Raw genomic sequence first — 26,376 nt, 5'->3', positions numbered from 1 at the left:
ATCCCTACGGGCCCAGCCCACACGAGAACAGGATTGCCCATGTCCTTTGCTTCCCTCGGTCTCTCCGAGGCTCTTGTCCGCGCTATCGAGGCTGCGGGCTACACCCAGCCGACTCCGGTGCAACAGCGGGCGATTCCCGCCGTGTTGCAAGGCCGCGACCTGATGGTCGCCGCACAGACAGGTACTGGTAAAACCGGCGGTTTTGCACTGCCGATCCTGGAGCGCCTGTTCCCGGCAGGCCACCCGGACAAATCCCAGCGCCATGGCCCACGCCAACCCCGCGTACTGGTCCTGACCCCGACCCGCGAACTGGCGGCGCAGGTACATGACAGCTTCAAGGTGTACGCCCGTGACCTGCCGCTGGTCAGCGCCTGCATCTTCGGCGGGGTTGGCATGAACCCGCAGATCCAGGCCATCGCCAAGGGCGTCGACGTCCTCGTGGCCTGCCCGGGCCGCCTGCTCGACCTGGCCGGCCAAGGCAAGGTCGACCTGGCCCACGTTGAAATCCTGGTCCTCGATGAAGCCGACCGAATGCTCGACATGGGCTTCATCCACGACGTCAAGAAGGTCCTTGCCCGCCTCCCGGCCAAGCGCCAGAACCTGCTGTTCTCGGCGACCTTCTCCAAAGACATCACCGACCTGGCCGACAAGCTCCTGCACAACCCGGAGCGCATCGAGGTCACCCCGCCGAATACCACGGTCGAGCGCATCGAGCAGCGCGTGTATCGCCTGCCCGCCAGCCACAAGCGCGCGCTGTTGGCACACCTCATCACCTTGGGTGCGTGGGAACAGGTACTGGTGTTCACCCGCACCAAGCACGGCGCCAACCGCCTGGCCGAGTACCTCGAAAAGCACGGCCTGACTGCCGCTGCGATCCACGGCAACAAGAGCCAGAACGCTCGCACCAAAGCCCTGGCCGACTTCAAGGCCAACAGCGTGCGCGTGCTGGTCGCCACCGACATCGCCGCACGTGGCCTGGACATCGACCAGTTGCCGCACGTGGTCAACTTCGAACTGCCGAATGTCGAGGAAGACTACGTTCACCGCATCGGCCGTACTGGCCGTGCCGGCCGTTCGGGCGAGGCCATTTCCCTGGTCGCGCCGGATGAAGAAAAGCTGCTCAAGAGCATCGAGCGGGTCACCAAGCAGAAGATCGCCGATGGCGACCTGATGGGCTTCGACGCAAGCCAGGTGGAAGCCGAGAAGCCTGAAGTACGCGAACGCCCGCAGAACAACGGCCGCGGTGGCCGCAATCAGCAGGCCCGGGGTGATGGCGGCAAAGACGCCAACGGTGGCCGCAAGGACAAGGGCAAGGATAAAGGCAAGGCCAAGCAGCACGCCGCCGACAAACCTGCCGACAAGGAAAAGGCCGCCGACAAGCAGCAACAGCCGCGCAAACCGCGCGACAAGAAGCCGCGTCAGCAGCAAGCCGGCCAGAACAGCGTGCCGAAGGCGCAAGATGACCGTGCGCCCGATGAGTTCCGTGACGACGACATCGACAACTTCGGTAACCGCGCCGACTATGTCAGCCCGTACCAGAACGGCAAAAACCAAGGTCGCAACCGTCGTCCAGGTGCAGGCCAGGGTCAGCAGGGCCAAGCCAACAACCAACGCAGCAGCAACGGTGGTGGCCAAGGCCGCAATGGTAGCCAGCCGCGCAGTGCCAGTGGTGAGAAACGCCCACCACGCAACAACAATGGTGGTGCACGTCGCGACAACAATGGCGGCGGCCGCAACCGCTCGGCGGGTCGCGATGACGCTTCGCGTCAGGAACCCGCAGTGCGCAGCTCGCGTGAGCCGCAGAATCAGCCAGTGATCATCCGCAAGGAATCCAAGCTCGATCGTTACCCGACGCCTGAGCAGCTGGACGACCTGCCAAGCCGCCCGCGCGGTGAGCGCCCAGCACTGCTGACGCGCAAAGGCTCGTAACGTCGCCACAAATAAAAAACGCCGCCCCAAGGGGCGGCGTTTTTTATGGCTCAAGCGTTGTGTTACTTCTGCTTCACGCCTTCGACGCTGATATCCAGGTCCAGGGTCTGCGAAGTATCGCCTGGGCCCTTGATGCCGAAGTCGTTCAGCTTAAGGGTAGTGGTGGCGTTGAAGCCAGCACGCTCACCGCCCCACGGGTCCTTGCCTTCGCCATTGAAGGTGGCCTTGAAGGTGACCGGCTTGGTCACACCGTGCAGGGTCAGGTCGCCGGTCACGTCAGCGGTTTTAGCACCGGTCGATTTGACGGCGGTGGACACGAACTTGGCTTCTGGATACTTCTTGACGTCGAGGAAGTCAGCGCTGGCAATGTGCTTGTCACGCTCGGCGTGGTTCGACCACAAGCTGGCGGTTTTCAGGTCGACGTTGATCTTGCTGGCTTCAGGCTTGGCGCTGTCCCAGGTAAAGGCGCCATCGAAGTCCTTGAAGGTACCGTGAATGAAGCTGTAGCCCAGGTGGCTGATTTTCCAGTCGATGAAGGCGTGCTGGCCTTCCTTGTCGATCTTGTATTCAGCTGCCATTACCTGGCCAGCGGAGAGCAGTGCGGTACCGAGCGCCAGAGCGGCAAAAGTCTTTTTCAACATCCTTTCTATTCCTTGCAATTGAGGTTGAGAGTCAAGCTTTGCGGCCCAGCATGCGGGTCAGGGTCGCGTCACGGTCGATGTAATGATGCTTCAGCGCGGCCAGGGCATGCAGCACGGCGAAGATCACCAAGCCCCAGGCCAGCCACAGATGAATCACGCCAGCCAGGTCCGCCTGATCAGGCAGGTCGCTGATCAGCGCAGGTACTTCGAACAGGCCGAACACTGGAATACCGACACCGTCTGCAGTGGAGATCAGATAACCGGCGATCATCACCGCGAACAGCCCCAGGTACAGCGCCAGATGCCCCAGTTTGGCGGCCATGCGGGTCAATGCCCCATGGTTGGCCGGCGCCGGAGGCGGTGGGCTGATGAAGCGCCACAGCACACGCAGCAGCATGACGGCCAGCAGTACCAGGCCGATGCTCTTGTGCAGGTCTGGGCCGGATTTGCGCCACGGGCTGTAGTAGTCGAGGCCCACCATCCACAGGCCCAGGCCGAACAGGCCGAAGACTGCCAGCGCAACGCCCCAGTGCAGGACAATGCTGACCACGCCATAGCGAGAGGTTGAGTTGCGCAGTTGCATGATGACGTGTTTCCCCGTGAAAGCTGAGCACAGACTAACGCGTAACGTATCGAATAAAAGCACAAAAAACTGCTTTGGATAATCGAAAAATCTGATAGTTAGTCTGCTAGTTCGCTATTAAGGAAACATTAACGATAGTAGGAGAATTTCCCCCTGTCAGCAGCGGCCTCTTCGCAGTTCAACCCGCGAAGAGGCAGCTGACAGCAACTCAGCTGGCCATACCGAACAGGCGCGAGAAGAACCCTGGCTTGTCATTCACAGACGCTTCAGTCTTTGCCGGCTCAGACTTGGCAGGCGCCGCATCGGCCTTGTCACCTTTGTCCGCCCCGCCTCCGAACATGTTCGAGAAAAAGCCGCCCTCTTTCTTCGACGGCACAGCCGGGGCCGCGACAGTAGGCGCCTTGAACAGGTCGAACGATTTGCCAGCCAGCAGATCCTGCACCTGACCGGCAGCACGCTGACCACTGCGCAGAGCACCTTCGAGGGTGCCTGGGTAGAGCGCGTCGGTATGCTCGCCGGCAAACGCGATGCGCTGCACCGGACGCTCCCACAGCCGCCAGTATTTGCTGATCTGCCCTGGCCCATAGGCCAGGTAGGCGCCGCCCATACCCGCATCGGCGCTGTAGCGCTTGACCTCATAGCCCGTAAACGCACCGCGTGCCTGTGGATAAAACGCGTGCAGGCGGATCAGCACCTGGTCGACCATCTGCTTGTCGCCGAATGCCTGCAACAGGCGAGCGTTATCACCTGAAAGGTTGATCACCACGTTGGCGCCACCCTTGAGCGCCGGCTCGATCCACAGCATGCCCAGGCCGGTATTGCTGAAGATCTCACCCGACATCCGCGCCCGGCTTTCCCACACCGGCTGCTTGAACTTGAGCATCAGCTGGTCGCGCCAACCGTAGTTGGTGGCTCTGAGCGCCGCCACGTGCTGGGTATCCAGACCCGGGGTGATCTGGATCTTGGCCAGGGCACGCAGGGGCACGGCCATGACCAGGTAATCGGCCTGGTAGCTGGTGCTGCCGACCTTGACCGTCACAGCGTCCTTGTCTTGGACGATGGCGGTGACCGGCGAGCTGGTCTTGATGGTTTTCAGCTGTTTGACGAAGGCCTGGGCCAGCACCGGACTGCCGCCGGGAAGGCGCGCAGCGCGCAGGTCACGGTCGCTGACACCACGGTAGACGCGGTTCTGCTGAGCGAAGTACAGCAGCGACAGGCGCGATGGCTCGTCGTAGCGGGTGCGGATCTGCTGGTTGACCAACTGCCGCGCAGTGCTCGGCAACTGCAGCTTGTCGAGCCAGGTCGACACGTTCATCTGATCGAGGGCGAACAGCGTGCTGGTGGCCTGAGGCTTGAGCGGGTCATCGATCGAGCGGGCCAGGTCGTCGAGGGTTTTCTCGTAGCGTTTGAGGGCCTCGGCAGTCGCAGGCTGCTTGGTGGCCAGATCGCTGGCGCTGAAATACTCACCGTCGATCAGGTAACCCGGGGTACGCACGAATTCGGGCGCTGGCAGTGTCTCCAGCTTGAAACGGTCGAGGTACTGGTTGAGCACCGGCTGGGCCTTGCTGTTACCGATCCATTCGCTGGTCGCCAGGCCCGAGCGGCCACCCATGCCCGCCTTGGCTTCCAGCAGGGTCACCTGCCAGCCCTTGCTCTGCAGCTCGTAAGCTGCGGTCAGGCCTGCCAGGCCACCACCCACCACGATTGCCGTAGGTGTCTTGTCCTTTGCCAGCGCGGCGCCGCTGGACACACCGATCAATACCAACGCGCACAGGCGCACCCAAGCAGCAGCCATGATGGCGAACTCCGAGTTGACTTGCAGAAATGGGAAGAGGCAGGACTGCCCCGAGCGATGATGCGTTAAGAATACGTCAGGTATGGGCACCCTGCCACCACAGCAGCAACAAGTGCCTTTGACAACTGGCATTTTTGTCAGTAGCCAACGCGCCGATGGCTGAGTAAAGCTGTTGCGGGCGTGGGAAAAACCGACAAAAGGAACTGCACATGAGCTATGTAGAAGATTTTGTACATGTCCAAAGGCAGCTCTTGGGGCATAACAAGCCCGTCGTTATGCAAACAGGTTGGAGCATTTGCGCCAATGGCACCGCATGGACAGGATTTCATGCAGCATTCAAAGGCGGAGAAGGGACTGAACTGGTGATCGGTGAGCACAGCGATGTAGAAATCGCCTTCGACAAGGAAGTTGAAAGCTTGAAGATCGAGTACTACGTAGTCAGTGACCAGCACTTCGACGATGTGCAGATGTTGCTGGACACCGATGGCTTAGATACGGACCCGTTCGCGCCACCTGCGCGCAGCTTTTACTGGCTCACGCTTACTGGCAGTGGGTACACGGAGTTCATGCCTGGGCCCATTTCCACCAAGCCCTATCAACATGAACTCCCAGGGCCGTTTCGTCGGCTGACCATCTCCACTTCGCAGGCCGGCACAGTGCACATCCGCAAGCTCGAATGGACCGGCACCTGCCGCCAATGAACCACAGCGGTTGTTCTGCCTCCCGGCATTGCTTAGGCTTACGCGGTCAAACCAAGCCGTAACGCCAGGAGAAGTGCCGATGGGCCTGAATGATCAGTGGATGCAGCGTGACCTCAAGGTCCTGTGGCACCCCTGCACCCAGATGAAAGACCACGAGCAGCTGCCACTGATCCCGATCAAGCGCGGCGAAGGGGTGTGGCTCGAGGACTTCGAAGGCAAGCGCTATCTGGATGCGGTCAGCAGCTGGTGGGTCAATGTGTTCGGCCACGCCAACCCGCGCATCAACCAGCGCATCAAGGACCAGGTCGACCAGCTCGAACACGTGATCCTGGCCGGCTTCAGCCATCAACCGGTGATCGAGCTGTCCGAGCGCCTGGTGGCCATGACCCCGGCCGGGCTGGACCGGGTGTTCTATGCCGACAATGGCTCATCGTGCATCGAAGTGGCGCTGAAGATGAGCTTCCACTACTGGCTGAACATCGGCAAACCGGCGAAAAAACGCTTCGTCACCCTGACCAACAGCTACCACGGCGAAACCATCGCCGCCATGTCGGTCGGCGACGTGCCGCTGTTCACCGAGACCTACAAGGCGTTGCTGCTCGATACCATCAAGGTGCCAAGCCCCGACTGCTACCTGCGCCCTGAAGGCATGGGCTGGGAAGAACACTCGCGCAACATGTTCCAGGCCATGGAACAGACCCTGGCCGAACACCACGAAACCATTGCCGCCGTGATCATCGAGCCGTTGATCCAGGGCGCCGGCGGCATGCGCATGTATCACCCGGTGTACCTCAAGCTGCTGCGTGAGGCCTGCGACCGCTACGGCGTGCACCTGATCCACGACGAAATCGCCGTGGGCTTCGGCCGCACCGGCACGATGTTCGCCTGCGAACAAGCAGGCATCCGCCCGGACTTCCTGTGCCTGTCCAAGGCGTTGACCGGCGGTTACCTGCCGCTGGCCGCCTGTCTGACCACCGACACGGTGTACCAGGCGTTCTACGACGACTACCCGACCCTGCGCGCATTCCTCCATTCGCACAGCTACACCGGCAACCCGCTGGCCTGCGCGGCGGCGCTGGCGACCCTGGATATCTTCGAACAGGACAACGTGATCGAGGCCAACAAGGCGTTGTCTGCGCGCATGGCCAGCGCCACGGCGCACCTGGCCGATCATGCGCATGTTGCGGAAATCCGCCAGACCGGCATGGCCTTGGCGATCGAGATGGTCAAGGACAAGGCCGGCAAGGTCGCCTATCCGTGGCAGGAACGCCGTGGCCTGAAGGTGTTCGAGCATGCACTGACGCGGGGCGCCCTGCTGCGTCCGTTGGGCAGCGTGGTGTACTTCCTGCCGCCGTACGTGATCACCCCGGAGCAGATCGACTTTCTCGCCGAAGTGGCCAGCGAAGGGATCGATATCGCCACGCGCGATAGCGTCAGCGTCGCCGTGCCGGCCAACTTCCACCCTGATTTCCGCGATCCGGGCTAAATCCCGAAATTAGCCACACTTACGACCTCTGTGGGAGCGGGCTTGCCCGCGAACAAGGGCAAAGCCCTTGCCAGACACCGCGGTGCCAGCTTCGCGGGCAAGCCCGCTCCCACAGGGGATCTGTGCCTCTTTTGAACCGAGCAAAAACATGAGACTGTCCCGCTTCTTCATCGACGCCCCCCTGAGCCTCGGCGAACACGACTTGCCTGAAGCCCAGGCCCACTACATTGGCCGCGTACTGCGCATGGCTGCCGGCGATGCCGTGCAGCTGTTCGACGGCAGCGGCCAGGAATACCTCGGCCAGCTTCTGGAAGTGGGCAAGAAAACCGTGCGCGTCAGCCTCGATCAGGCCCTCGCCGGCCAGGCCGAGTCGCCGCTGCATATCCACCTCGGCCAGGGCCTGTCCCGTGGCGAGCGCATGGATTGGGCGATTCAGAAGGCCACCGAGTTGGGCGCCAACGAAATCACCCCGATCGTCAGCGAGCGCTGCGAGGTACGCCTGAAGGATGAGCGTGCCGACAAACGCCTGGCCCACTGGCGCCAGGTAGCGATCAGCGCCTGTGAGCAATGCGGCCGTTCGACCTTGCCGGTGATCCACCCGCCCGTGACCCTGGCCGAGTGGATCAAGGGCAGCGATGCCGACCTCAAGCTGGTGCTGCACCCGGTCGCAGAACCGCTGACCAGCCATGACAAGCCGGCGCGCCTGGCCTTCCTCATCGGCCCCGAAGGTGGTTTGAGCGATGCCGAGGTCGAGCAGGCCAAGGGCGCCGGCTTCCACGCCGCCCGTCTTGGCCCGCGCGTGCTGCGCACCGAGACGGCGCCAGTGGTTGCCTTGTCGGTGGCGCAGCAGCTGTGGGGTGATTTTTCATAGGGTAAGGCGAGGCATTTTCTGCGCTATTGAGATCGAGCGCCGCCCGCGCGGCGCATCGCGGATAAAATCCGCTCCTACGTTTGTTTCTGGCCAATTATGTCGGTGGGATTTGTGCGCGGCCGCCTGGGTGCCTGACGCGATACCGAGTCGTACGAACAAGGCGTTCGCGCGCGTCTGTCACTGACGTTACTGGCCGGAAACAAACGTAGGAGCGGATGTTATCCGCGATGCGCCGCGCGGGCGGCGCTCGATCTCAATAGCGCAGAAAATCCCACGACAAGCACCTTCCACCCTCACCACCTACCGCACATACAACGACACCGCCACGAAATGCATCAAGCTGCCCACGATCACGAACAGGTGCCAGATACCATGTGCGTGGCGCAGTCTGCTGTCCAAGGCGAAAAAGATAATGCCCACGGTATAGAACACCCCGCCGCCCGCCAACCAGGCGAAGCCGGCAATACCCAGGCTGTGCAGCAGCGGTTTGACCGCCACCAGCACGATCCAGCCCATCACCGCATAGATGATGATCGACAGGATCCGCGCCTCGGAGCGCGGTTTGATTTCCTGCAACATGCCGATCACCGCCAGCCCCCAGACCACCCCGAACAAGCTCCAGCCCCAGGGCCCACGCAGGCTCACCAGGCAGAACGGCGTGTAGCTGCCGGCAATCAGCAGGTAGATCGACAGGTGATCGAGCTTGCGCATGATCACTTTCGCCCGGCCGCGAGTGCTGTGGTAGAGGGTGGAGATGCTGTAGAGCAGCAGCAATGTGCCGCCGTAGATGGAGAAACTGACGATCTTCCACGGGTCGCCCTGCAGGCCCGCGACGACGATCAGCCAGATGGCGCCGATGCTGGCCAGGACGGCGCCGACCAGATGGGTCCAGGCGTTGAAGCGTTCACCGTAATACATGCAGACACTGACCTCCTGTGGTGGGCTGGGTTCCTCATTGTGTCAGTGACGGCCTCTTCGCGGGACAAGCCCGCTCCCACAAGGACGGTGAAGACCTCTGTGGGAGCGGGCTTGCCCCGCGAAAGGGCCGGCAGCATCACCATCCTACCCAAGCACAGGTTGCAGTTGCGCGTCACGCACCAGCCTTTCCAGCCCCACCAGATCGGGCACCCGCGCCACCTGCTCGCCCACCTGCACCGCCGCCAATTCCAGGCAACCCAGCGCCACATCCACATAATTGAGCTGGCTGTCGAGCTTGCACGACCGCGGAATGTCCTGCAGCAACACCGCCAGGTAACGCAGCCCGGTATCCCCCAGCGCGTTCAGCACAACGATGCGCGCCCGCTCGCCACAGGGGGTGTCGCCGCCACAAGCCGCCTCGAAACCGATCAACGGCAAATGCTGCTGGCGCCAATCGATCCACCCGAGGTGCCAGGCCGGTTCGCCGCGTTGGCACACCAGGTTGCGCTCGCCGATAAGCTCCGCCACCGCCACATTGGGCAGCACCAGGGTGCGGTCGCCCAGTGGCAGCAGCAGGCCAGTCAGGCTGCTTCGCTGGCCCGCAATCAGTTCAAGCATGGGTCTGGCTCCAATGGGCGATGCTCTGCAGCAACACCGACTCTTGGTACGGCTTGCCCAGGTAGTCGTTGACGCCGATGGCCATGGCCCGCTCACGGTGCTTCTGCCCGGTGCGTGAGGTGATCATGATGATCGGCAAGTCCTTCAGGCGCTCGTCGCGGCGAATGCGGGTGGCCACCTCGAAGCCGTCCATGCGCGGCATCTCGATGTCCAGCAACAGCACGTCAGGGCGGTGCTCTTCCAGCAAGGCCATGGCATCGACGCCGTCCTTGGCAGTCAGCACGCTCATGCCGTGGCGTTCGAGCAGGCGGCTGGTGACCTTGCGCACGGTCACCGAGTCGTCCACCACCATCACCAGCGACGCTTTGCGCGGCGCCGGCCCGTACAACGTGCGCTGTACCCCGCTGCCACCTGGCAGGCGCGCCAGGCGACGCTGCTGGCCACGCAACTGGCCAAGCAGGTCGAGAATCAGCACCACCCGGCCATCGCCGAGCAGGGTCGCGCCCGACAGCCCGGCCACGGCGGCGAACTGCGGGCCCAGGCTCTTCACCACGATTTCGCGGCTGGGCGACAGGCTGTCGACCTGAATGGCGAACGACTGCTCCTGGGAGTGCACCAGCAGCACCGGCAATGGCACGCTCTGCCCCAGCAAACCCGGGCGTGGCAGCCCTTGCAGCAACTCGCCCAGATAGCGCAGTTCGTACGCGTGACCGGCATAGCTGTAACGTGGCTGCGCAAGCTCATAGCAGGCGGCAAGCTCGGCCGGCGGCACGCGGACGATGCCCTCGATGGTGTTGAGCGGGATGGCGTACTGCTCGTCGCCCAGGTGCACCATCACCGCTCGGTTGATCGACACGGTGAACGGCAGGCGAATCAGAAAGCGCGCCCCTTTGCCCTGGGCCGACTCGATACTCATCGAGCCGCCCAGTTGCTTGACCTCTTCGTGCACCACGTCCATGCCCAGGCCGCGCCCGGAAATCTGGGTGATCTTCTCGGCTGTGGAAAAGCCCGGGCGCAAGATGAACTGCAGGATCTCGTGGTCGCTCAGATGCGCCTGCGGGTCCAGCAGGCCGCGCTTGATCGCCTTGCGTCGCACGGCCTCCAGTGGCACGCCGGCGCCATCGTCGGTCATCTCGATGACGATGTCGGCACCTTCGTGAAGCAGATTCAGGTGAATGGTGCCCTGCTCCGGCTTACCGGCGGCAAGCCTCACTTCGCGGGCTTCCAGGCCATGGTCGACGGCATTGCGCAGCATGTGTTCGAGCGGCGCCACCATGCGTTCGAGCACACTGCGGTCGAGCTCACCCTCGGCGTTGCCGACCACCAGCTCGACCTGCTTGCCCAGCTCGCTGGCCACCTGACGCACCACTCGCTGCAGGCGCGGCACCAGGCGTTCGAACGGCACCATCAAGGTCGCGGTCAGGCCTTCCTGCAACTGGCTGTTCACCCGCGCCTGCTGCTGCAGCAGGCTGTAGGACTCCTGCGCGCGCTGGGCCAGGGTCTCTTTCAGGTCGAGCAGGTCGGAGGCCGACTCGTATAGCGCCCGGGACAACTGCTGCAACTGCGAGTGGCGGTCCATTTCCAGCGGGTCGAAATCTTCGTAGTCATCGCCCTCGAACGGCTGGCGGCTGCTGAGCCGGCCCTGGGTTTCCATGTCCAGGCGCAGCAGCTGGTCGCGCATGCGCTCCAGGGTGGTTTCCATCTCGTTCAGGGCAAACTGGGCGTCGTTGACCTGTTGCTCGATGCGCCCGCGGATCACCGAGTGTTCGCCGGCCAGGTTGCCGAGGTCGTCGAGCAGTTCGGCGTCCACCTTGACCATGTCGCCGGGGGCTCGCTCCGGCGCTGCGGCCGGCACCTCTGCCGGGGCCGTCTCGGCCTGGGCCTGCCCGGCAGCGCTGTCGGTCAAGGCCGCGCTACTGAAATTGCGGATGTAGTCGATCAGCGCGGTGGCCGCATGCAGCGGCTGGCCCAGGCGCACGGCATCGAGCATGTGCGCCAGGCGGTCATGGCAGTTTTGCAACAGCGCGAACAACGGGGCACTTGGTGGCAGGCGCCCGGCGGCCAGTAGCTCGTAAAGGAATTCAAGCTCATGGGCCAGGTCGCCGATGGCGCTGATCTCGACCATGCGCGCCCCGCCCTTGAGCGTATGCAAGTCGCGCAGCAGGTTGTCCACCTCGACGCTGCTGCGCGGGTCGGCCTGCCAACGTGCCAGCGCGGCGCCAGCGCTTTCGACGATGTCCGAGCTTTCTTCGAGGAAGACCTCCAACAACTCTTTGTCTGCCGGGTTGTCTGCCTCCTCGGCCTGCTCAAGCGGTGCGTCCAGCCGTGTGACCGAGCCAGGCGCCACCAGGCCTGTGGCATCGGGCGCCAGCGCAGCGTCGAGTAAACCGCGCAGGGCGGCGATCGTGTCCGGCCGAGCCGTCAGTTCCTGGCCCGCTGCCACCTCATCCAGCATATCGAGGAGCACTTCGTGTGCCTGCCGGGCGTGGGTGAAGAACTGCGCGTCAGCGGCCAGGCTACCCTCTTCCACGGCGCCATAGAGGTCCAGCAAAGCTTCACAGACGTCGTCCAACTGCCGCAGGTCGGCCAGGTGCGCGCCATGGCACAGCGTGGTCAGCTCATCGAGCAGGGTGTCCAACGACTGGCGCTGGCCCGGTTGTTCCTGCCAGCACGACAGCAGCGACTCGGCATCGAGCAGAATATCCATGGCCTGTGCCAGGAAGTTGGCGATCAGTTGCGGATCGCGCTTGCCCCGGCGAGCATGCAGAGCATCCTCGTGCAGGCTGGCCAGGCGGGTATCGACAGCCTCGCCGACCTGCTCGATCAGCGGCGCCGCGCCAGCAATGGCCCCCAGCGGGGTACTGCCCAGTTGCGCCAGGCCCCGTTGGAACAATCCACGCGCCGCTTCGAGCCACTCGATCTCGGCCCTCTGCAATGGCAGCTGATGGCTGCGGTACTCGCGCACCAGTCGGTCGAATGCGGTGGCCAGCTCGGCGATAGGCAACACGCCGGCCATGGCGGCGCTGCCCTTGAGCGTGTGCAGGGCACGTTGCAGGCCATCGCTGACCTCGCTATCGCGACCTTTGGCACCCTCCAGAAACGCCTCCAGCGCGGCCAGATGGCCCTGCGCCTCATTGCGGAAGATGTCCAGCAACAGCGGGTCGAGGCCATCGATTTCGGCACTGGCCGGCACATCGTTTTCCGCCAGCGCATGCAGATGGCTGGCCAACTGCTCGATCTCGGTCACCTGCGGCATCTGGCCGGCAGCGAAGTCGGCCAACAGGTCGGGCAAGTGCACCACTACTTGTTGCAGCGCCACCATCCCTTCCGGGGTCAGGGTCATGCGCCCTTCCAGGACCCGGTTGAGCAGATGCTCGCCACCCCAGGCCAGCTCGGCCACCGCCTGGGCGTGGACCATACGGCCACTGCCCTTGAGGGTATGCAGGTCGCGGCGCACCTCCAGCAACGCATCGCGCAGGGTGTTGTCGGCGCGCCAGCGCAACCAGTGGCGCTCGATTTCGGGGAGCAGCTCGCCGGCTTCTTCCAGGAATACGTCGCGTAACTCGTCATCGATGCCGTCGCTGCCGCCATCCTGGGCGGTTGCGCCGAGCGAGCACTGCACCCCCAGCGCCGCCAGGCTGGCGCGAGCCATGTCGAGGAAGGGCTGCCCATCGGCCAAGGGGTCGGCGATCCGCCATTGCAGGTAGCACTCACCAGCGCTGAGGGCATCGGCCAGGTGGTCAAGCTCGTCCGCCGGCGGTTCCACGTCCAGATGCTGCAGCCAGCGCTGCACGTAGCCCGCACAGCCGGCGAAAACCTCGGCGGCGGCCGGCAGCATCAGCATGGCCAAGGCCCCGCGCACCTGCTGTACCAGCCCTGGCAAAGGCTGCAGGCGCTGGCGCGGCCAGCCGGACTCCAGGCAGTCGCCGATCAGGTCCTTGGCCTGCTGCAGCACGTTCAACGATTCGTTCAGCACAAGCTGGCGTATCTCCGCCAGGTCCGAGCCGGGCAAACCGCCCTGCCCGCCCTCCTCCAGCGGGCCGACCATGCCGTTGAGGCTGGCCTCGACGTATAGCAAGGCCCCCGCTACATCCATGAGCACCGCGTCATCCGCTGCGCGCTCCCCTTGGGCAAGGGCCTGCAGGGCCAGCACCTGGTCGATGATCACCCGCCGAGGTTGCTGAAAACCCAGTACCGCGAGGGTATCGGCAACGTGGCGCAAAGGTGCCAACAGGCTGTCCAGCTCTTCGCTGTGCTGTCGATCCCCGCGCACGAACTGGTCCAGGCGCTCCTTGATGCGCATCAGGTCGTCGCACAAGGCGCTGATCACCGAGCGCAAGGCATCACGCCCAGGCCCAGCCTGAACCTGCTCACGCCAGTTGCCCAGCGACAGGTCGAGGTTGGCCAGATCGTCAGAGCCAGCGAAACGCTGGGCCGCGCCGCTGATCAAGCTGCCCTGGGCCAAGGGCTCGACACCGCGGCAGGCGCGTAACTGGTTGAGCAGCGGCAGCATCACCAACGGCAGGTCGTGCCGCGCACCGCGTAGCCGCTCCAGGTACGACGGCAGCTGCTCCAGGCCCCGGAACAGCGGCCCCAGGCAGTCTCCACGCGGGCTGATCTGGCCCTCGGCCAGGGCTTTGGCCAACAGTTCCAGCTCTTCGGCCAGGCGCGTGGCACCGCGCAGCTCGAGCATGCGCAGGCAACCATGCACCTGATGCAGGTTGTCCACCACGAATGCCAGCATCGACAAGTCGTCGGTTTCTCCGGCAAAGCGTTCCAACGCCTGGCGCGCCTGGCCCAGGCAGTCGAGGATGGCGGCCCGGGTCCAGGCCAGGGCCACGGTATCGTGGCGTTCGGGGCTCACTGCAGCTGCCATGACCATTCCTCAACGCCGCTCGGCGGGTGCAGGCAGGGTAAAACCAGACACCGAGCGGCGCATTTCGCTGGCCATCCGCGCCAGGTGGCGAATGCTGTCGGCGGTGGCGCCGGAGCCGGCGGAGGTTTGCGCGGTAATCTGCTGGATGACGGCCATGGTGTGGGAAATCTGCCCTGCGGACGACGTCTGCAACTGGGCGGCATCCGAGATGCTGTGGATAAGTTCGGCAAGGTTCTGCGAAACCCCTTCGATTTCCGCCAGCGCCACCCCGGCGTCCTGCGCCAGCCGTGCGCCGCGCACCACCTCGGCGGTGGTCTGCTCCATGGAAATCACCGCTTCGTTGGTGTCGGCCTGAATGGTCCGCACCAGCGCTTCGATCTGCCGCGTTGCTGAAGAAGAGCGCTCGGCCAGGCGCTGAACTTCATCGGCCACCACCGCAAAACCACGGCCGGCTTCACCGGCAAGCGAGGCCTGGATGGCGGCGTTGAGGGCGAGGATGTTGGTCTGGTCGGCAATGTCGTCGATCAGGCTGACGATGTCGCCGATCTCCTGGGACGACTCACCGAGGCGCTTGATCCGCTTTGCGGTGTCCTGAATCTGCTCGCGGATGTTGTCCATGCCGTTGATGGTGTTGTGCACCACTTCGTTGCCCTTGTTGGCGATCGCCACCGAACGCTCGGCCACCTTGGCCGACTCGTAGGCATGCGCGGACACCCGGTCGATCGACTCGACCATGTCACCCACCGCTTCCGACGCTTCGCTGATCTGGTCGGCCTGGTGTTCCGATGCCTTGGCCAGCTGGCGCGCAGTGTTCTGCGTATCCTGCACGGCAGCGGCCACCTGCTCGGCGCTGTGGTTGATGGTCGCCACCAGGTCACGCAGCTGGTCCACGGAATAGTTGATGGAATCGGCGATGGCCCCGGTAAAGTCTTCGGTCACCGACACGGTCACGGTCAGGTCGCCATCGGCGAGCTCTTCGATTTCATCGAGCAGGCGCATGATCGCCTGTTGGTTGCGCTCGTTCTTCTCGGCGGTTTCGTGCAGTTGGCGGTGCGTGGTACGCACCATCACCAGGCCGATGAGGATGATCGAGGCCAGCGCCAGCAAGCCCAGCACATAGCCACCGACGGTATCCAGCGTGCGCCCGGCGGCGAGGTTCTCGAAGCCGTTGGCCAGGTGCGAAGCTTCGTCGAGCAGGGTCTGCGACAGGCTGAAAATGTTGCCGGCCGCCTCGCGCACGCGGAACAGCTCGGGCGAGGTCTCGAGGATTTCATCGACGGAGCCGGCGACGAACTGGAACAACTCGGCGATTTCGGCCAGGCGTGCGCGGGCATCGGCATCCTCGACGCGGGTAACCTGGATCGCCGGGTTGCCCGCCAGCATGCCTTCGAGCACCTGGCCGAAGCGGCTGGCGTCGCGGCCGAAGGTGTCGGCGGCCTGCGCCGCGGTGTCGTCGCCCGCCAGCACGGTGTTGACCGAGCCCAGAATGCGCTCGGCAAGCAGCAGCTGGCGCTGGGCGACCACCACCTGGCTGGCCGGGGCGCCGCTCTGCAACAGAATCTCGACCACCTTTTCATACTCGACCTGCAATTGCGGCACGGTTTCGGCCAGGGTCGCCGCTACCTGATGCAACGAGAGCACGGTCTGTTCGCTGGCGAGGATGGTGTCGGTGTTCTTGCGCAGGTTTTCCCAGTCCTGAAGCACCGCATCCATTTCATCCTTTACCGCGACGGGCGCCGCAGGCAGGCCGGTGGACGTGTCACCTTCGCGCAGGTAGCTCCAGCGCCGCTCGAAATCGTTGCGCGCGTCCGACAGCAACTTGAACGCCAGGGCCTTGCCGGCCGCGGCCTCGGTGGCATTCTTGGCGATGCGCTGGGACAGCACGCGCAGTTCCCCGGCATGGCCGATGTACTGCTTGTCGTGGTTGGCCTGGGTATTGAGGTAGGCGAAATTGGCGAACAGCAGGATGATCGACAGGATCAGGATGATGAACAGCACGGTGATCTGCACGATGCTGCGCGTGCGCGGGGTCATGCTGGCAGGAGGGACTGGAGTGGCCGGTTTGTTCACGGTCGAGAATCCTTATAGCGCCACATCGAGAAAACCCGGTGCCTGGGCCAGGGCGAAGGGGCTGAAGATCGCCCAGTTGCGTTCACGGCTGAAATGCCCTTGAACGAAGCGGGAAGCGGCGCGAATCACCGGCTGCGGCGGTGCCAGCTCCAAGGTATCCAAGGCGAAGTGCTGCAGGCCCAGCACCTCATCGACCAGCAGGCCGACGAACAGGTCCTCGTGGTCCAGCACCAGTACCCGCCGCTGTTTGCCCGGCGCCGCTGGGCCAAGACCGAAAAAACTGCTCAAGTCCATCACCGGCAGCAACCGGCCGCGCAGGTTGGCCACCCCGCAAACCCAGGGTTGCACACCCGGTACGCGGCTGCTGCGCGGCTCGCGCGCCACCTCGGCCACCTCGCCCATCGGCGCGACGAACCATTGCCCGGCAACGCGAAAACCGATACCGCTCCATTGCTGCAGCCGGGTGTCCTGTGGCGGCTGGTCGGCCACCAGCAGGCGGCAGCGCCGGTCGATGTCCAGCAACAGCTCGAAGGCGGTCAGCGACGCGCCCTGGGGGCGCGTGGTCAAGCGCCCAGCACTTCGTTGAGCTTGGCGATCAGCGCCTGCTCTTCAACCGGTTTGGTGACGAAGCCGCGCGCGCCCTGGCGCTGTGCCCAGATACGGTCGGTTTCCTGGTCCTTGGTGGTGACGATGAGCACCGGAATGGCACTGGTTTCCGGGTCCTTGCTCAATTGCCGGGTGGCCTGGAAACCGTTCATGCCGGGCATGACGATGTCCATCAGCACTGCATCGGGCTTTTCCTGGCGGGCCAGAGCCACAGCGTCGGCGCCGTTGTTGGCCTTGAGCACTTGGTGGCCATGCTTCTCGAGCCATTCGGTCAATCTGTACATCTCTGTCGGCGAGTCGTCGACAATCAGAACTCGGGCCATGCTGTTTCCCCATCAGGAAAATAAAGGCCGCGCCACCTCGGGCGCGGTCAGGGTGCGTGTTGTTCGTGCGCGGCGAAACCGGGCACGTGGGCCCTGATCGCGTCGAGCAGTTCTTCCTTGCTGAATGGTTTGGTCAGGAACTGGTCGGAGCCGACCACACGCCCGCGGGCCTTGTCGAACAGGCCATCGCGCGACGACAGCAAGATCACCGGGATGTCCTTGAAGGCACTGTTGTGCTTGATCACGGCGCAGGTCTGGTAGCCATCCAGGCGCGGCATCAGCACGTCGACGAAGATGATCTGCGGCTGGTGGTCGATGATCTTGGCCAGGGCGTCGAAACCGTCGCTGGCGGTGACCACCTCGCAGCCTGCTTCGCCGAGCAACATCTGCGCGGTGCGGCGGATCGTGCGTGAATCGTCGATCACCATCACCTTCAGGGGCTGTTCCATAAGTTGCGCTACCATCGCTGCAGATTGTGGGCTGCCCGCCGCGAATGGCTTGCAGCTTGATGCTGAGGGCATTTTTAGCACACTCCGAGGGGGCATTCCATCTACCGCGCCCCTTGACCCGCGCCGCTCGCGGCGCCACCCTGAGCCACTTTTCTTTCGATTCGTCGCGGCCACCGGCCGCCAAGAGGAACCATCCCCATGAGCGTTCGCCTCGGCATTGTCATGGACCCCATCGCGTCCATCTCCTACAAGAAGGACAGCTCGCTGGCCATGTTGCTGGCTGCCCAGGCTCGCGGCTGGAGCCTGTTCTACATGGAGCAGCGCGACCTGTACCAGGCCGAGGGCAAGGCCCGCGCGCGCATGCGCCCGCTGAGCGTGTTCGCCGACCCGGCACGCTGGTTCGAGCTGGGCGACGAACAGGACAGCCCGCTGGCCGAGCTGGACGTGATCCTGATGCGCAAGGATCCGCCGTTCGACATGGAGTTCGTCTACAGCACCTACCTGCTGGAACAGGCCGAAGCCGAAGGCGTGCTGGTGGTCAACCGCCCGCAGAGCCTGCGCGACTGCAACGAAAAACTCTTTGCCACGCTGTTCCCGCAGTGTACGCCGCCGACCCTGGTCAGCCGCCGCCCGGACATCATCCGCGAATTCGCCGCCCAGCATGGTGACGTGATCCTCAAGCCGCTGGACGGCATGGGCGGCACCTCGATCTTCCGCCACCGTGCCGGCGACCCCAACCTCTCGGTGATCCTCGAAACCCTGACCGCACTGGGCGCGCAGCAGATCATGGCGCAGGCCTACCTGCCGGCGATCAAGGACGGCGACAAGCGCATCCTGATGATCGACGGCGAGCCGGTCGACTACTGCCTGGCGCGCATCCCGGCCAGCGGCGAAACCCGCGGCAACCTGGCTGCCGGCGGACGTGGCGAAGCGCGCCCCTTGAGCGAGCGCGACCGCTGGATCGCCGCCCAGGTTGGCCCCACCTTGCGTGAAAAGGGCCTGCTGTTTGTCGGCCTGGATGTGATCGGCGACTACCTTACCGAAATCAACGTCACCAGCCCGACCTGCATCCGCGAGATCGATGCGGCCTACAACACCGATATCGGTGGCAAGTTGATGGATGCCATTGATCGCCAGCTGCAGGCGCGCTGACCGCCGACGCGAAGCAATACCGCAGAGTGGGGTATGATGCCGGTCCTATTCGACTGAGCTGCTGCCCCGCCCTGCGGTTGCTGGATACCCGATGACGCTGCCCGCCGACATCCCCGCCGACCTGCTGCCACCCCGCGTTCGCCCGGTGGACCGGCTTGGTTTTACCTTGTTTCTGGCTGCCCTGGTGCACCTGGCGCTGATCCTTGGCGTGGGCTTTACCGTGGTCAAACCGGCGGAAATTCGCCAGACCATGGACATCACCCTGGCCACCTTCAAAAGCGAGAAAGCGCCCGAGAAGGCCGATTACCAGGCCCAGGCCAACCAGCAAGGCAGCGGCACCCTGGAAAAGAAAGCGGTGCCGACCACCACCGAAGTGGCGCCGTTCCAGGACAGCAAGATCAACAAGGTCACCCCGCCACCTGCGGCCAAGCCCGAGGTGGTGCAGCCTGCTCCGCAGAAATCCGCTGTGGCGACCCAGGCGCCAAAAGCGCAGAAGGTCGAACCCAAGCCCAAGGCCAGCAAGCCGCAGCCCAAGCCAGCGGCCACGCCTGATTTCGACAGCTCGCAGCTGTCGAGCCAGATCGCCAGCCTTGAGGCGGAGTTGTCCAATGAACAGCAGATGTATGCCAAACGCCCGCGGATCCACCGTTTGAACGCGGCCTCGACCATGCGCGACAAGGGTGCCTGGTACAAGGAAGAATGGCGCAAGAAGGTCGAGCGGGTGGGTAACCTCAATTACCCCGACGAAGCGCGCCGGCAGCAGATCTACGGCAATTTGCGGATGATGGTGTCGATCAACCGCGATGGTTCGTTGTATGAGGTGCTGGTGCTGGAGTCTTCCGGGCAGCCGGTGCTGGACCAGGCGGCGCAACGCATCGTGCGGCTGGCGGCGCCGTTTGCGCCGTTTACCGGGGATCTGGCGGAATTCGACCGGCTGGAGATCATTCGGACCTGGCGCTTTGCGCGTGGGGATCGGTTGTCTAGTAACTGAGTGCCCGCCTTGGGATGTAAGGCGTGGCGGAAATCGAGCGCCGCCCGCGCGGCGCATCGCGGATGAATCCGCTCCTACATTTGTTTCGGGCCAGTTATGCCTGTGGGATTAGCGCGCGACCGCCTTGGTGCTCGACGCGATATCGAGTCGTGGAAACAAAGCGTTCGCGCGCGCCTGTCACTGAAGCAATTGGCCCGAAACAGATGTAGGAGCGGATTCATCCGCGATGCGCCGCGCGGGCGGCGCTCGATCTCATGACCGCCAGAAACCTCTCGGCATGCGCAAAACCGCAACACACAACCACCTTGTCAGCCTCGCCACCTGGCGCCACACTATCCCCCATGAAAACCCTCGCCCCGAGCTACCTCAAGCATCAGTTCCTGATCGCCATGCCGCACATGGCCGATCCGAACTTCGCCCAGACCCTCACGTACATCGTCGAGCACAACGCCAATGGCGCCATGGGCCTGGTGGTCAATCGACCTCAGGAGCTGAACCTGGCCGACATTCTCGAGCAGTTGCGCCCGGACGAGGAGCCACCGGCCAGTACCTTGCAGGTGCCGATCTACCAGGGCGGCCCGGTGCAGACCGACCGCGGCTTCGTACTGCACAGCAGCGAATGCAGCTTCCAGGCCACCGTGGCGCTGGAGGGGCTGTCGCTGAGCACGTCGCAGGATGTGCTGCTTGCCATCGCTGCCGGGGTTGGCCCGAAGCAGAGCCTCATCACTTTGGGTTATGCCGGCTGGGAAGCGGGCCAACTGGAAGCGGAACTTGCCGACAACGCCTGGCTCAACTGCCCGTTCGACCCTGAAATCATCTTTGGCCTGGCCAGTGACCTGCGCCTGGATGCCGCCGCCGCCAGCCTGGGCATCAACCTCAGCCTGCTGACCAGCCAGGCGGGCCACGCCTGATGGCCGAATTGCGCCTGCTGCTGGGCTTCGACTACGGCAGCAAACAGATCGGCGTGGCCGTCGGCCAGGTGATCACCGGCCAGGCCCGCGAGCTTTGCACCCTGAAAGCCCAGAACGGCGTACCGGACTGGGCCCAGGTGGAAAAACTGATCAAGGAATGGAAGCCCGATGCCATCGTCGTCGGCCTGCCGCTGAACATGGACGGCACCCCTAGCGAAATGAGCGAACGCGCGGAAAAATTCGCCCGTCGCCTCAATGGCCGCTTCAACCTGCCGGTACACACCCACGACGAACGCCTGACCACCTTCGAGGCCAAAGGCGAGCGCATGGCCCGTGGCGGCCAGCGCGGCAGCTACCGTGACAACCCGGTCGATGCCATCGCCGCTGCCCTGCTGCTGCAAGGGTGGCTGGAGGCCAATACCTAATTTCCCGCTTTGCCGCCGGCCCAACCCGGCGCCGCCCTCCAGGAGACACGCAATGAGCCTACCCAATCCCGCCGAGCTGATCCGGCAGATGGCTGTCGACCTTCGCGCCCATCTGGCCCGCCGCGGCATCAGCGAACCGCGCTTCATCGGCATCCGCACCGGCGGCGTCTGGGTCGCCCAGGCCCTGCAGGCGGAAATGGCCGATCAAAGCCCGCTGGGCACGCTCGACGTATCCTTCTACCGCGACGACTTCAGCCAGAACGGCCTGCACCCACAAGTGCGCCCGTCGGAGCTGCCGTTCGAGGTCGAAGGCCAGCACCTGGTGCTGGTCGACGACGTGCTGATGAGCGGCCGCACCATCCGCGCCGCGCTCAACGAACTGTTCGACTACGGCCGCCCGGCCAGCGTGACCCTGGTCTGCCTGCTCGATCTGGATGCCGGCGAACTGCCGATCCGCCCCAATGTGCTCGGCGCCACCCTGTCACTGGCCGCCCATGAACGGGTAAAATTGACCGGCCCCGCCCCGCTCGCCCTCGAGCGCCAGGACCTCGCCACCGCTTCCGCCCTTTAAGAGTCCACTCGCGATGACGCCAATCGACGCCAAGCGCCCGCTGCAGCTCAATGATCAGGGCCAGCTGCGCCACTTCCTCTCGCTCGACGGTTTGCCCCGCGAACTGCTCACCGAGATCCTCGACACCGCCGACTCGTTCCTCGAAGTCGGCGCCCGGGCCGTCAAGAAAGTCCCGTTGCTGCGCGGCAAGACCGTGTGCAACGTGTTCTTCGAAAACTCCACCCGCACCCGCACCACCTTCGAACTGGCCGCCCAGCGCCTGTCGGCCGACGTGATCAGCCTCAATGTGTCGACCTCCTCGACCAGCAAGGGCGAGACCCTGTTCGATACCCTGCGCAACCTCGAAGCCATGGCCGCCGACATGTTCGTCGTGCGCCATTCCGACTCGGGCGCCGCTCACTTCATCGCCGAGCACGTGTGCCCGGACGTTGCGGTGATCAACGGTGGTGACGGCCGCCACGCCCACCCGACCCAAGGCATGCTCGACATGCTGACCATTCGCCGCCACAAAGGCAGCTTCGAGAACCTTTCGGTGGCGATCGTCGGCGATATCCTGCACTCGCGTGTGGCCCGCTCCGACATGCTCGCGCTAAAGGCGCTGGGCTGCCCGGACATCCGCGTGATCGGCCCGAAAACCCTGATCCCGATCGGCATCGAGCAGTATGGGGTGAAGGTCTACACCGACCTCGCCGAAGGCCTGAAGGATGTCGACGTGGTGATCATGCTGCGCCTGCAGCGCGAGCGCATGGCCGGCGGCCTGCTGCCCAGCGAAGGCGAGTTCTACCGCCTGTTCGGCCTGACCACCGCGCGCCTGGCCGGCGCCAAGCCTGACGCCATCGTCATGCACCCGGGGCCGATCAACCGTGGTGTGGAGATCGAGTCGGCGGTGGCCGATGGCAAACACTCGGTGATCCTCAACCAGGTCACCTACGGCATCGCCGTGCGCATGGCGGTGCTGTCCATGGCCATGAGCGGGCAGAACGCGCAACGTCAATTCGACCAGGAGAACGCCCAGTGACCCTCAGCATTCTTGGCGCCCGGGTCATCGACCCCAAGAGTGGCCTGGACCAGGTCAGCGACCTGCACCTGGACGGCGGCCGCATTGCCGCGATCGGCGCGGCCCCGGCCGGTTTCAGCGCCAGCCGCACGATCCAGGCCGAGGGCCTGATCGCCGCGCCCGGCCTGGTCGACCTGGGTGTATCCCTGCGTGAGCCGGGTTACAGCCGCAAAGGCACCATCGCCAGCGAAACCCGCGCGGCCGTGGCCGGCGGTGTCACCAGCCTGTGCTGCCCGCCGCAGACCAAGCCAATATTGGACACCTCGGCGGTGGCCGAGCTGATCCTCGACCGCGCCCGTGAAGCCAGCAACAGCAAGGTCTACCCGATCGGCGCCCTGACCAAGGGCCTGGAAGGCGAACAGCTGGCCGAGCTGGTGGCCCTGCGCGACACCGGTTGCGTGGCCTTCGCCAACGGCCTCAAGGAAATCCCCAACAACCGTACCTTGGCTCGCGCCCTGGAATACGCCGCCACCTTCGACCTGACCGTGGTGTTCCACTCCCAGGACCGCGACCTGGCCCAGGGCGGCCTGGCCCATGAGGGTGCCATGGCCAGCTTCCTCGGCCTGCCGGGCATCCCGGAAAGCGCCGAGACCGTGGCCCTGGCGCGCAACCTGCTGCTGGTCGAGCAAAGCGGCGTGCGCGCGCACTTCACCCAGATCACCAGCGCCCGCGGCGCCCGCCTGATCGCCCAGGCCCAGCAGCTTGGCCTGCCGGTGACTGCCGATGTGGCGCTGTATCAGCTGATCCTCACCGACGAGTCGCTGCGCGAGTTCTCCAGCCTCTACCACGTGCAGCCGCCGCTGCGCAGCGCCGCTGACCGCGACGGCCTGCGTGAGGCTGTGAAATCCGGGGTGATCCAGGCGATCGCCAGCCATCACCAGCCCCACGAGCGCGATGCCAAGCTGGCACCGTTTGGTGCGACGGAGCCGGGAATCAGCAGCGTCGAGCTGCTGCTGCCACTGGCCATGACCCTGGTCGACGATGGCCTGCTCGACCTGCCGACCCTGCTCGCCCGCCTCACCAGCGGCCCGGCCTCTGCCATGCGCCTGCCAGCGGGTGAGCTGAAGGTGGGCGGCGCGGCAGACCTGGTGCTGTTCGATGCCAAGGCCTCGACCGTTGCTGGTGAACAGTGGTACTCGCGCGGCGACAACTGCCCGTTCATCGGCCACTGCCTGCCTGGGGCAGTGCGGTATACCTTGGTCGATGGGCATGTCTGCCACGAGGGCTGAGTAACCCCGGGGGCCGCTCTGCGGCCCATTCGCGGGGCAAGCCCGCTCCCACATTGGTCCTGCATATGCCGACACTTGTGGGAGCGGGCTTGCCCCGCGAATGGCTCAACACAAATTATCCTGCCATCCTCCAAGGTTGAAATCCTTCCCCCCACCCCCATATGAGTCTGCATCAGGCAATTTTGCCCCGCTGCGTGGAGACTCTCCCTTGACCACCATCGTTTCTGTCCGCCGTAACGGCAAAGTCGTCATGGGCGGCGACGGCCAGGTATCCCTCGGCAACACCGTGATGAAAGGCAACGCCAAAAAAGTCCGTCGCCTGTACCACGGCCAGGTCATCGCCGGCTTCGCCGGTGCCACCGCCGACGCCTTCACCCTCTTCGAGCGCTTCGAAGGCCAGCTGGAGAAACACCAGGGCCATCTGGTCCGCGCCGCCGTCGAGCTGGCCAAGGAATGGCGTACCGACCGCTCCCTGAGCCGCCTGGAAGCCATGCTGGCCGTGGCCAACAAGGACGCATCCCTGATCATCACCGGCAACGGTGACGTCGTCGAGCCGGAAGATGGCCTGATCGCCATGGGTTCCGGCGGCGCCTACGCCCAGGCCGCAGCCCGCGCCCTGCTGAACAAGACCGACCTCTCGGCCCGTGAAATCGCCGAGACCGCCCTGAACATCGCCGGTGACATCTGTGTGTTCACCAACCACAACCTGACCATCGAGGAGCAGGACCTGGCCGACTGATCAGCTGTTCTGGCGCCCCGCTCCGGTAGCGGGGTTTTTCCACGCTGACTTCATCTGCCTTAGGACCATTTTCATCATGTCCATGACCCCCCGCGAGATCGTCCACGAACTCAACCGCCACATCATCGGCCAGGACGACGCCAAGCGCGCCGTGGCCATCGCCCTGCGCAACCGCTGGCGGCGCATGCAGCTGCCGGCCGAGCTGCGTGCCGAGGTGACCCCGAAGAACATCCTGATGATCGGCCCGACCGGCGTCGGCAAGACCGAAATCGCCCGTCGCCTGGCCAAGCTGGCCAACGCGCCGTTCCTCAAAGTCGAAGCGACCAAGTTCACCGAAGTGGGTTACGTTGGCCGCGACGTCGAATCGATCATCCGCGACCTGGCCGATGCCGCGCTGAAGATGCTGCGCGAGCAGGAAATCATCCGCGTGCGCCACCGCGCCGAAGATGCCGCCGAAGACCGTATCCTCGATGCCCTGCTGCCGCAGGCTCGGGTGACCAGCTTCAGCGAAGAGGCCGCGCAGACCAGCAGCGATTCCAACACCCGCCAGCTGTTCCGCAAGCGCCTGCGTGAAGGCCAGCTGGACGACAAGGAAATCGAGATCGAAGTGGCCGAAACCGCGGGCGTGGAAATCGCCGCGCCACCCGGCATGGAAGAGATGACCAACCAGCTGCAGAGCCTGTTCGCCAACATGGGCAAGGGCAAGCGCAAGGCGCGCAAGCTCAAGGTCAAGGAAGCGCTGAAGATGGTGCGCGACGAAGAAGCCAGCCGCCTGGTCAACGACGACGAGCTCAAGGCCAAGGCCCTGGAAGCGGTCGAGCAGCACGGCATCGTGTTCATCGATGAAATCGACAAGGTGGCCAAGCGTGGCAACGTCGGCGGCGCCGATGTGTCCCGCGAAGGCGTGCAGCGCGACCTGCTGCCGCTGATCGAAGGCTGCACCGTCAACACCAAGCTGGGCATGGTCAAGACCGACCACATCCTGTTCATCGCCTCGGGCGCGTTCCACCTGAGCAAGCCGAGCGACCTGGTGCCTGAGCTGCAGGGCCGTTTGCCGATCCGTGTCGAGCTCAAGGCGCTGACGCCTGAAGATTTCGAGCGCATCCTGCAGGAGCCACACGCCTCGCTGACCGAACAGTACCGCGAGCTGCTCAAGACTGAAGGGCTGAACATCGAGTTCCAGGCCGACGGCATCAAGCGCTTGGCCGAGATTGCCTATCAGGTCAACGAGAAGACCGAGAACATCGGTGCCCGTCGCCTGCACACCCTGCTTGAGCGCCTGCTCGAAGAGGTGTCGTTCAGTGCCGGCGACCTGGCCAGCGCCCATGATGAAGCGCCGATCCAGATCGATGCGGCCTATGTGAACAGCCACCTGGGTGAGCTGGCGCAGAACGAAGACCTGTCGCGTTACATCCTGTAAGACTGCAGGGGGCCG

The 26,376-nt window shown here is 64.4% G+C and carries 22 protein-coding genes and 1 pseudogene; 13 read left to right on the top strand and 10 right to left on the bottom strand.

Going from position 1 to position 26,376, the window contains the following annotated elements; translation table 11 throughout:
• Positions 1 to 39 precede the first annotated feature (39 nt).
• Complete coding sequence (locus tag ACIPZF_RS06435) at positions 40 to 1,929, top strand: DEAD/DEAH box helicase (protein ID WP_400796636.1); 1,890 nt, start codon at positions 40 to 42, stop codon at positions 1,927 to 1,929.
• A gap of 62 nt (positions 1,930 to 1,991) precedes the next feature.
• On the opposite strand, the gene ACIPZF_RS06430 is transcribed toward ACIPZF_RS06435, so the two are convergent.
• The 3 genes and pseudogenes from ACIPZF_RS06430 to ACIPZF_RS06420 form a co-directional block, all read right to left on the bottom strand.
• Positions 1,992 to 2,570, bottom strand: a complete 579-nt coding sequence (locus ACIPZF_RS06430) for a YceI family protein (protein WP_400796633.1) — start codon at positions 2,568 to 2,570, stop codon at positions 1,992 to 1,994.
• 31 nt (positions 2,571 to 2,601) lie between these two features.
• Complete coding sequence (locus ACIPZF_RS06425; protein ID WP_400796630.1) at positions 2,602 to 3,153, bottom strand: cytochrome b; 552 nt, start codon at positions 3,151 to 3,153, stop codon at positions 2,602 to 2,604.
• Positions 3,154 to 3,367: 214 nt separating this feature from the next.
• A pseudogene (locus ACIPZF_RS06420) lies at positions 3,368 to 4,948 on the bottom strand (flavin monoamine oxidase family protein); the annotation flags it as partial.
• Between the two features lie 209 nt (positions 4,949 to 5,157).
• Here ACIPZF_RS06420 and ACIPZF_RS06415 point away from each other — a divergent pair.
• From ACIPZF_RS06415 to ACIPZF_RS06405, 3 genes are all read left to right on the top strand, one after another.
• On the top strand, positions 5,158 to 5,649 hold the full coding sequence (locus tag ACIPZF_RS06415) for a hypothetical protein (RefSeq protein ID WP_400796628.1): 492 nt from the start codon (positions 5,158 to 5,160) through the stop codon (positions 5,647 to 5,649).
• 79 nt (positions 5,650 to 5,728) lie between these two features.
• Positions 5,729 to 7,135 carry an adenosylmethionine--8-amino-7-oxononanoate transaminase gene (locus ACIPZF_RS06410; protein ID WP_400796626.1) on the top strand — a complete coding sequence of 469 codons (1,407 nt, stop codon included), beginning with the start codon at positions 5,729 to 5,731 and terminating at the stop codon, positions 7,133 to 7,135.
• 148 nt (positions 7,136 to 7,283) lie between these two features.
• Entirely contained in the window at positions 7,284 to 8,006 is a 723-nt protein-coding gene (locus tag ACIPZF_RS06405; protein ID WP_400796623.1) for a 16S rRNA (uracil(1498)-N(3))-methyltransferase, read from the top strand.
• Between the two features lie 300 nt (positions 8,007 to 8,306).
• On the opposite strand, the gene ACIPZF_RS06400 is transcribed toward ACIPZF_RS06405, so the two are convergent.
• From ACIPZF_RS06400 to ACIPZF_RS06370, 7 genes are all read right to left on the bottom strand, one after another.
• Positions 8,307 to 8,924: a hemolysin III family protein gene (locus ACIPZF_RS06400; protein WP_400796621.1), complete on the bottom strand. Its 618-nt coding sequence runs from the start codon at positions 8,922 to 8,924 to the stop codon at positions 8,307 to 8,309.
• A 144-nt stretch (positions 8,925 to 9,068) separates the two neighbouring features.
• On the bottom strand, positions 9,069 to 9,542 hold the full coding sequence (locus ACIPZF_RS06395; protein WP_400796619.1) for a chemotaxis protein CheW: 474 nt from the start codon (positions 9,540 to 9,542) through the stop codon (positions 9,069 to 9,071).
• On the bottom strand, positions 9,535 to 14,418 hold the full coding sequence (locus ACIPZF_RS06390; RefSeq protein WP_400796616.1) for an Hpt domain-containing protein: 4,884 nt from the start codon (positions 14,416 to 14,418) through the stop codon (positions 9,535 to 9,537). Before ACIPZF_RS06390 ends, ACIPZF_RS06395 begins: the two co-directional genes overlap by 8 nt.
• Before the next feature lie 9 nt (positions 14,419 to 14,427).
• A complete protein-coding gene (locus tag ACIPZF_RS06385; protein ID WP_400797127.1) occupies positions 14,428 to 16,452 on the bottom strand; it encodes a methyl-accepting chemotaxis protein in 2,025 nt (674 codons plus the stop codon).
• Positions 16,453 to 16,500: 48 nt separating this feature from the next.
• Positions 16,501 to 17,055 carry a chemotaxis protein CheW gene (locus tag ACIPZF_RS06380; RefSeq protein WP_400796614.1) on the bottom strand — a complete coding sequence of 185 codons (555 nt, stop codon included), beginning with the start codon at positions 17,053 to 17,055 and terminating at the stop codon, positions 16,501 to 16,503.
• Complete coding sequence (gene pilH, locus ACIPZF_RS06375; protein ID WP_400796611.1) at positions 17,052 to 17,417, bottom strand: twitching motility response regulator PilH; 366 nt, start codon at positions 17,415 to 17,417, stop codon at positions 17,052 to 17,054. Before pilH ends, ACIPZF_RS06380 begins: the two co-directional genes overlap by 4 nt.
• Before the next feature lie 47 nt (positions 17,418 to 17,464).
• Positions 17,465 to 17,866 (bottom strand): PleD family two-component system response regulator, encoded by a 402-nt coding sequence (locus tag ACIPZF_RS06370; protein ID WP_400796608.1) that lies wholly within the window; start codon positions 17,864 to 17,866, stop codon positions 17,465 to 17,467.
• 198 nt (positions 17,867 to 18,064) lie between these two features.
• Here ACIPZF_RS06370 and gshB point away from each other — a divergent pair, with 198 nt between their 5' ends.
• The 9 genes from gshB to hslU all read left to right on the top strand — a co-directional run bounded on the left by gshB (position 18,065) and on the right by hslU (position 26,361).
• Entirely contained in the window at positions 18,065 to 19,018 is a 954-nt protein-coding gene (gshB, locus tag ACIPZF_RS06365; RefSeq protein ID WP_400796605.1) for a glutathione synthase, read from the top strand.
• 91 nt (positions 19,019 to 19,109) lie between these two features.
• Positions 19,110 to 20,009: a TonB family protein gene (locus tag ACIPZF_RS06360; protein ID WP_400796602.1), complete on the top strand. Its 900-nt coding sequence runs from the start codon at positions 19,110 to 19,112 to the stop codon at positions 20,007 to 20,009.
• 341 nt (positions 20,010 to 20,350) lie between these two features.
• Positions 20,351 to 20,920: a YqgE/AlgH family protein gene (locus ACIPZF_RS06355; protein WP_400796599.1), complete on the top strand. Its 570-nt coding sequence runs from the start codon at positions 20,351 to 20,353 to the stop codon at positions 20,918 to 20,920.
• Positions 20,920 to 21,345, top strand: coding sequence for a Holliday junction resolvase RuvX (gene ruvX, locus ACIPZF_RS06350; protein ID WP_400796596.1), 426 nt, complete (start codon positions 20,920 to 20,922; stop codon positions 21,343 to 21,345). The genes ACIPZF_RS06355 and ruvX overlap by 1 nt, the downstream gene beginning before the upstream one ends.
• Before the next feature lie 52 nt (positions 21,346 to 21,397).
• Positions 21,398 to 21,916, top strand: coding sequence for a bifunctional pyr operon transcriptional regulator/uracil phosphoribosyltransferase PyrR (gene pyrR / locus ACIPZF_RS06345; protein WP_400796593.1), 519 nt, complete (start codon positions 21,398 to 21,400; stop codon positions 21,914 to 21,916).
• Between the two features lie 13 nt (positions 21,917 to 21,929).
• A complete protein-coding gene (locus ACIPZF_RS06340; RefSeq protein WP_008099987.1) occupies positions 21,930 to 22,934 on the top strand; it encodes an aspartate carbamoyltransferase catalytic subunit in 1,005 nt (334 codons plus the stop codon).
• Positions 22,931 to 24,202 (top strand): dihydroorotase, encoded by a 1,272-nt coding sequence (locus tag ACIPZF_RS06335; RefSeq protein WP_400796591.1) that lies wholly within the window; start codon positions 22,931 to 22,933, stop codon positions 24,200 to 24,202. Before ACIPZF_RS06340 ends, ACIPZF_RS06335 begins: the two co-directional genes overlap by 4 nt.
• 208 nt (positions 24,203 to 24,410) lie before the next feature.
• Positions 24,411 to 24,941: an ATP-dependent protease subunit HslV gene (hslV, locus tag ACIPZF_RS06330; RefSeq protein ID WP_003249309.1), complete on the top strand. Its 531-nt coding sequence runs from the start codon at positions 24,411 to 24,413 to the stop codon at positions 24,939 to 24,941.
• A gap of 76 nt (positions 24,942 to 25,017) precedes the next feature.
• Positions 25,018 to 26,361: an ATP-dependent protease ATPase subunit HslU gene (gene hslU, locus ACIPZF_RS06325; protein WP_400796588.1), complete on the top strand. Its 1,344-nt coding sequence runs from the start codon at positions 25,018 to 25,020 to the stop codon at positions 26,359 to 26,361.
• The last annotated feature ends 15 nt before the right edge of the window (positions 26,362 to 26,376 follow it).

The organism is Pseudomonas sp. NPDC089752 (genome assembly GCF_044748725.1).
GTDB lineage: Bacteria > Pseudomonadota > Gammaproteobacteria > Pseudomonadales > Pseudomonadaceae > Aquipseudomonas.
This window is presented reverse-complemented; position numbering and strand designations above follow the sequence as displayed.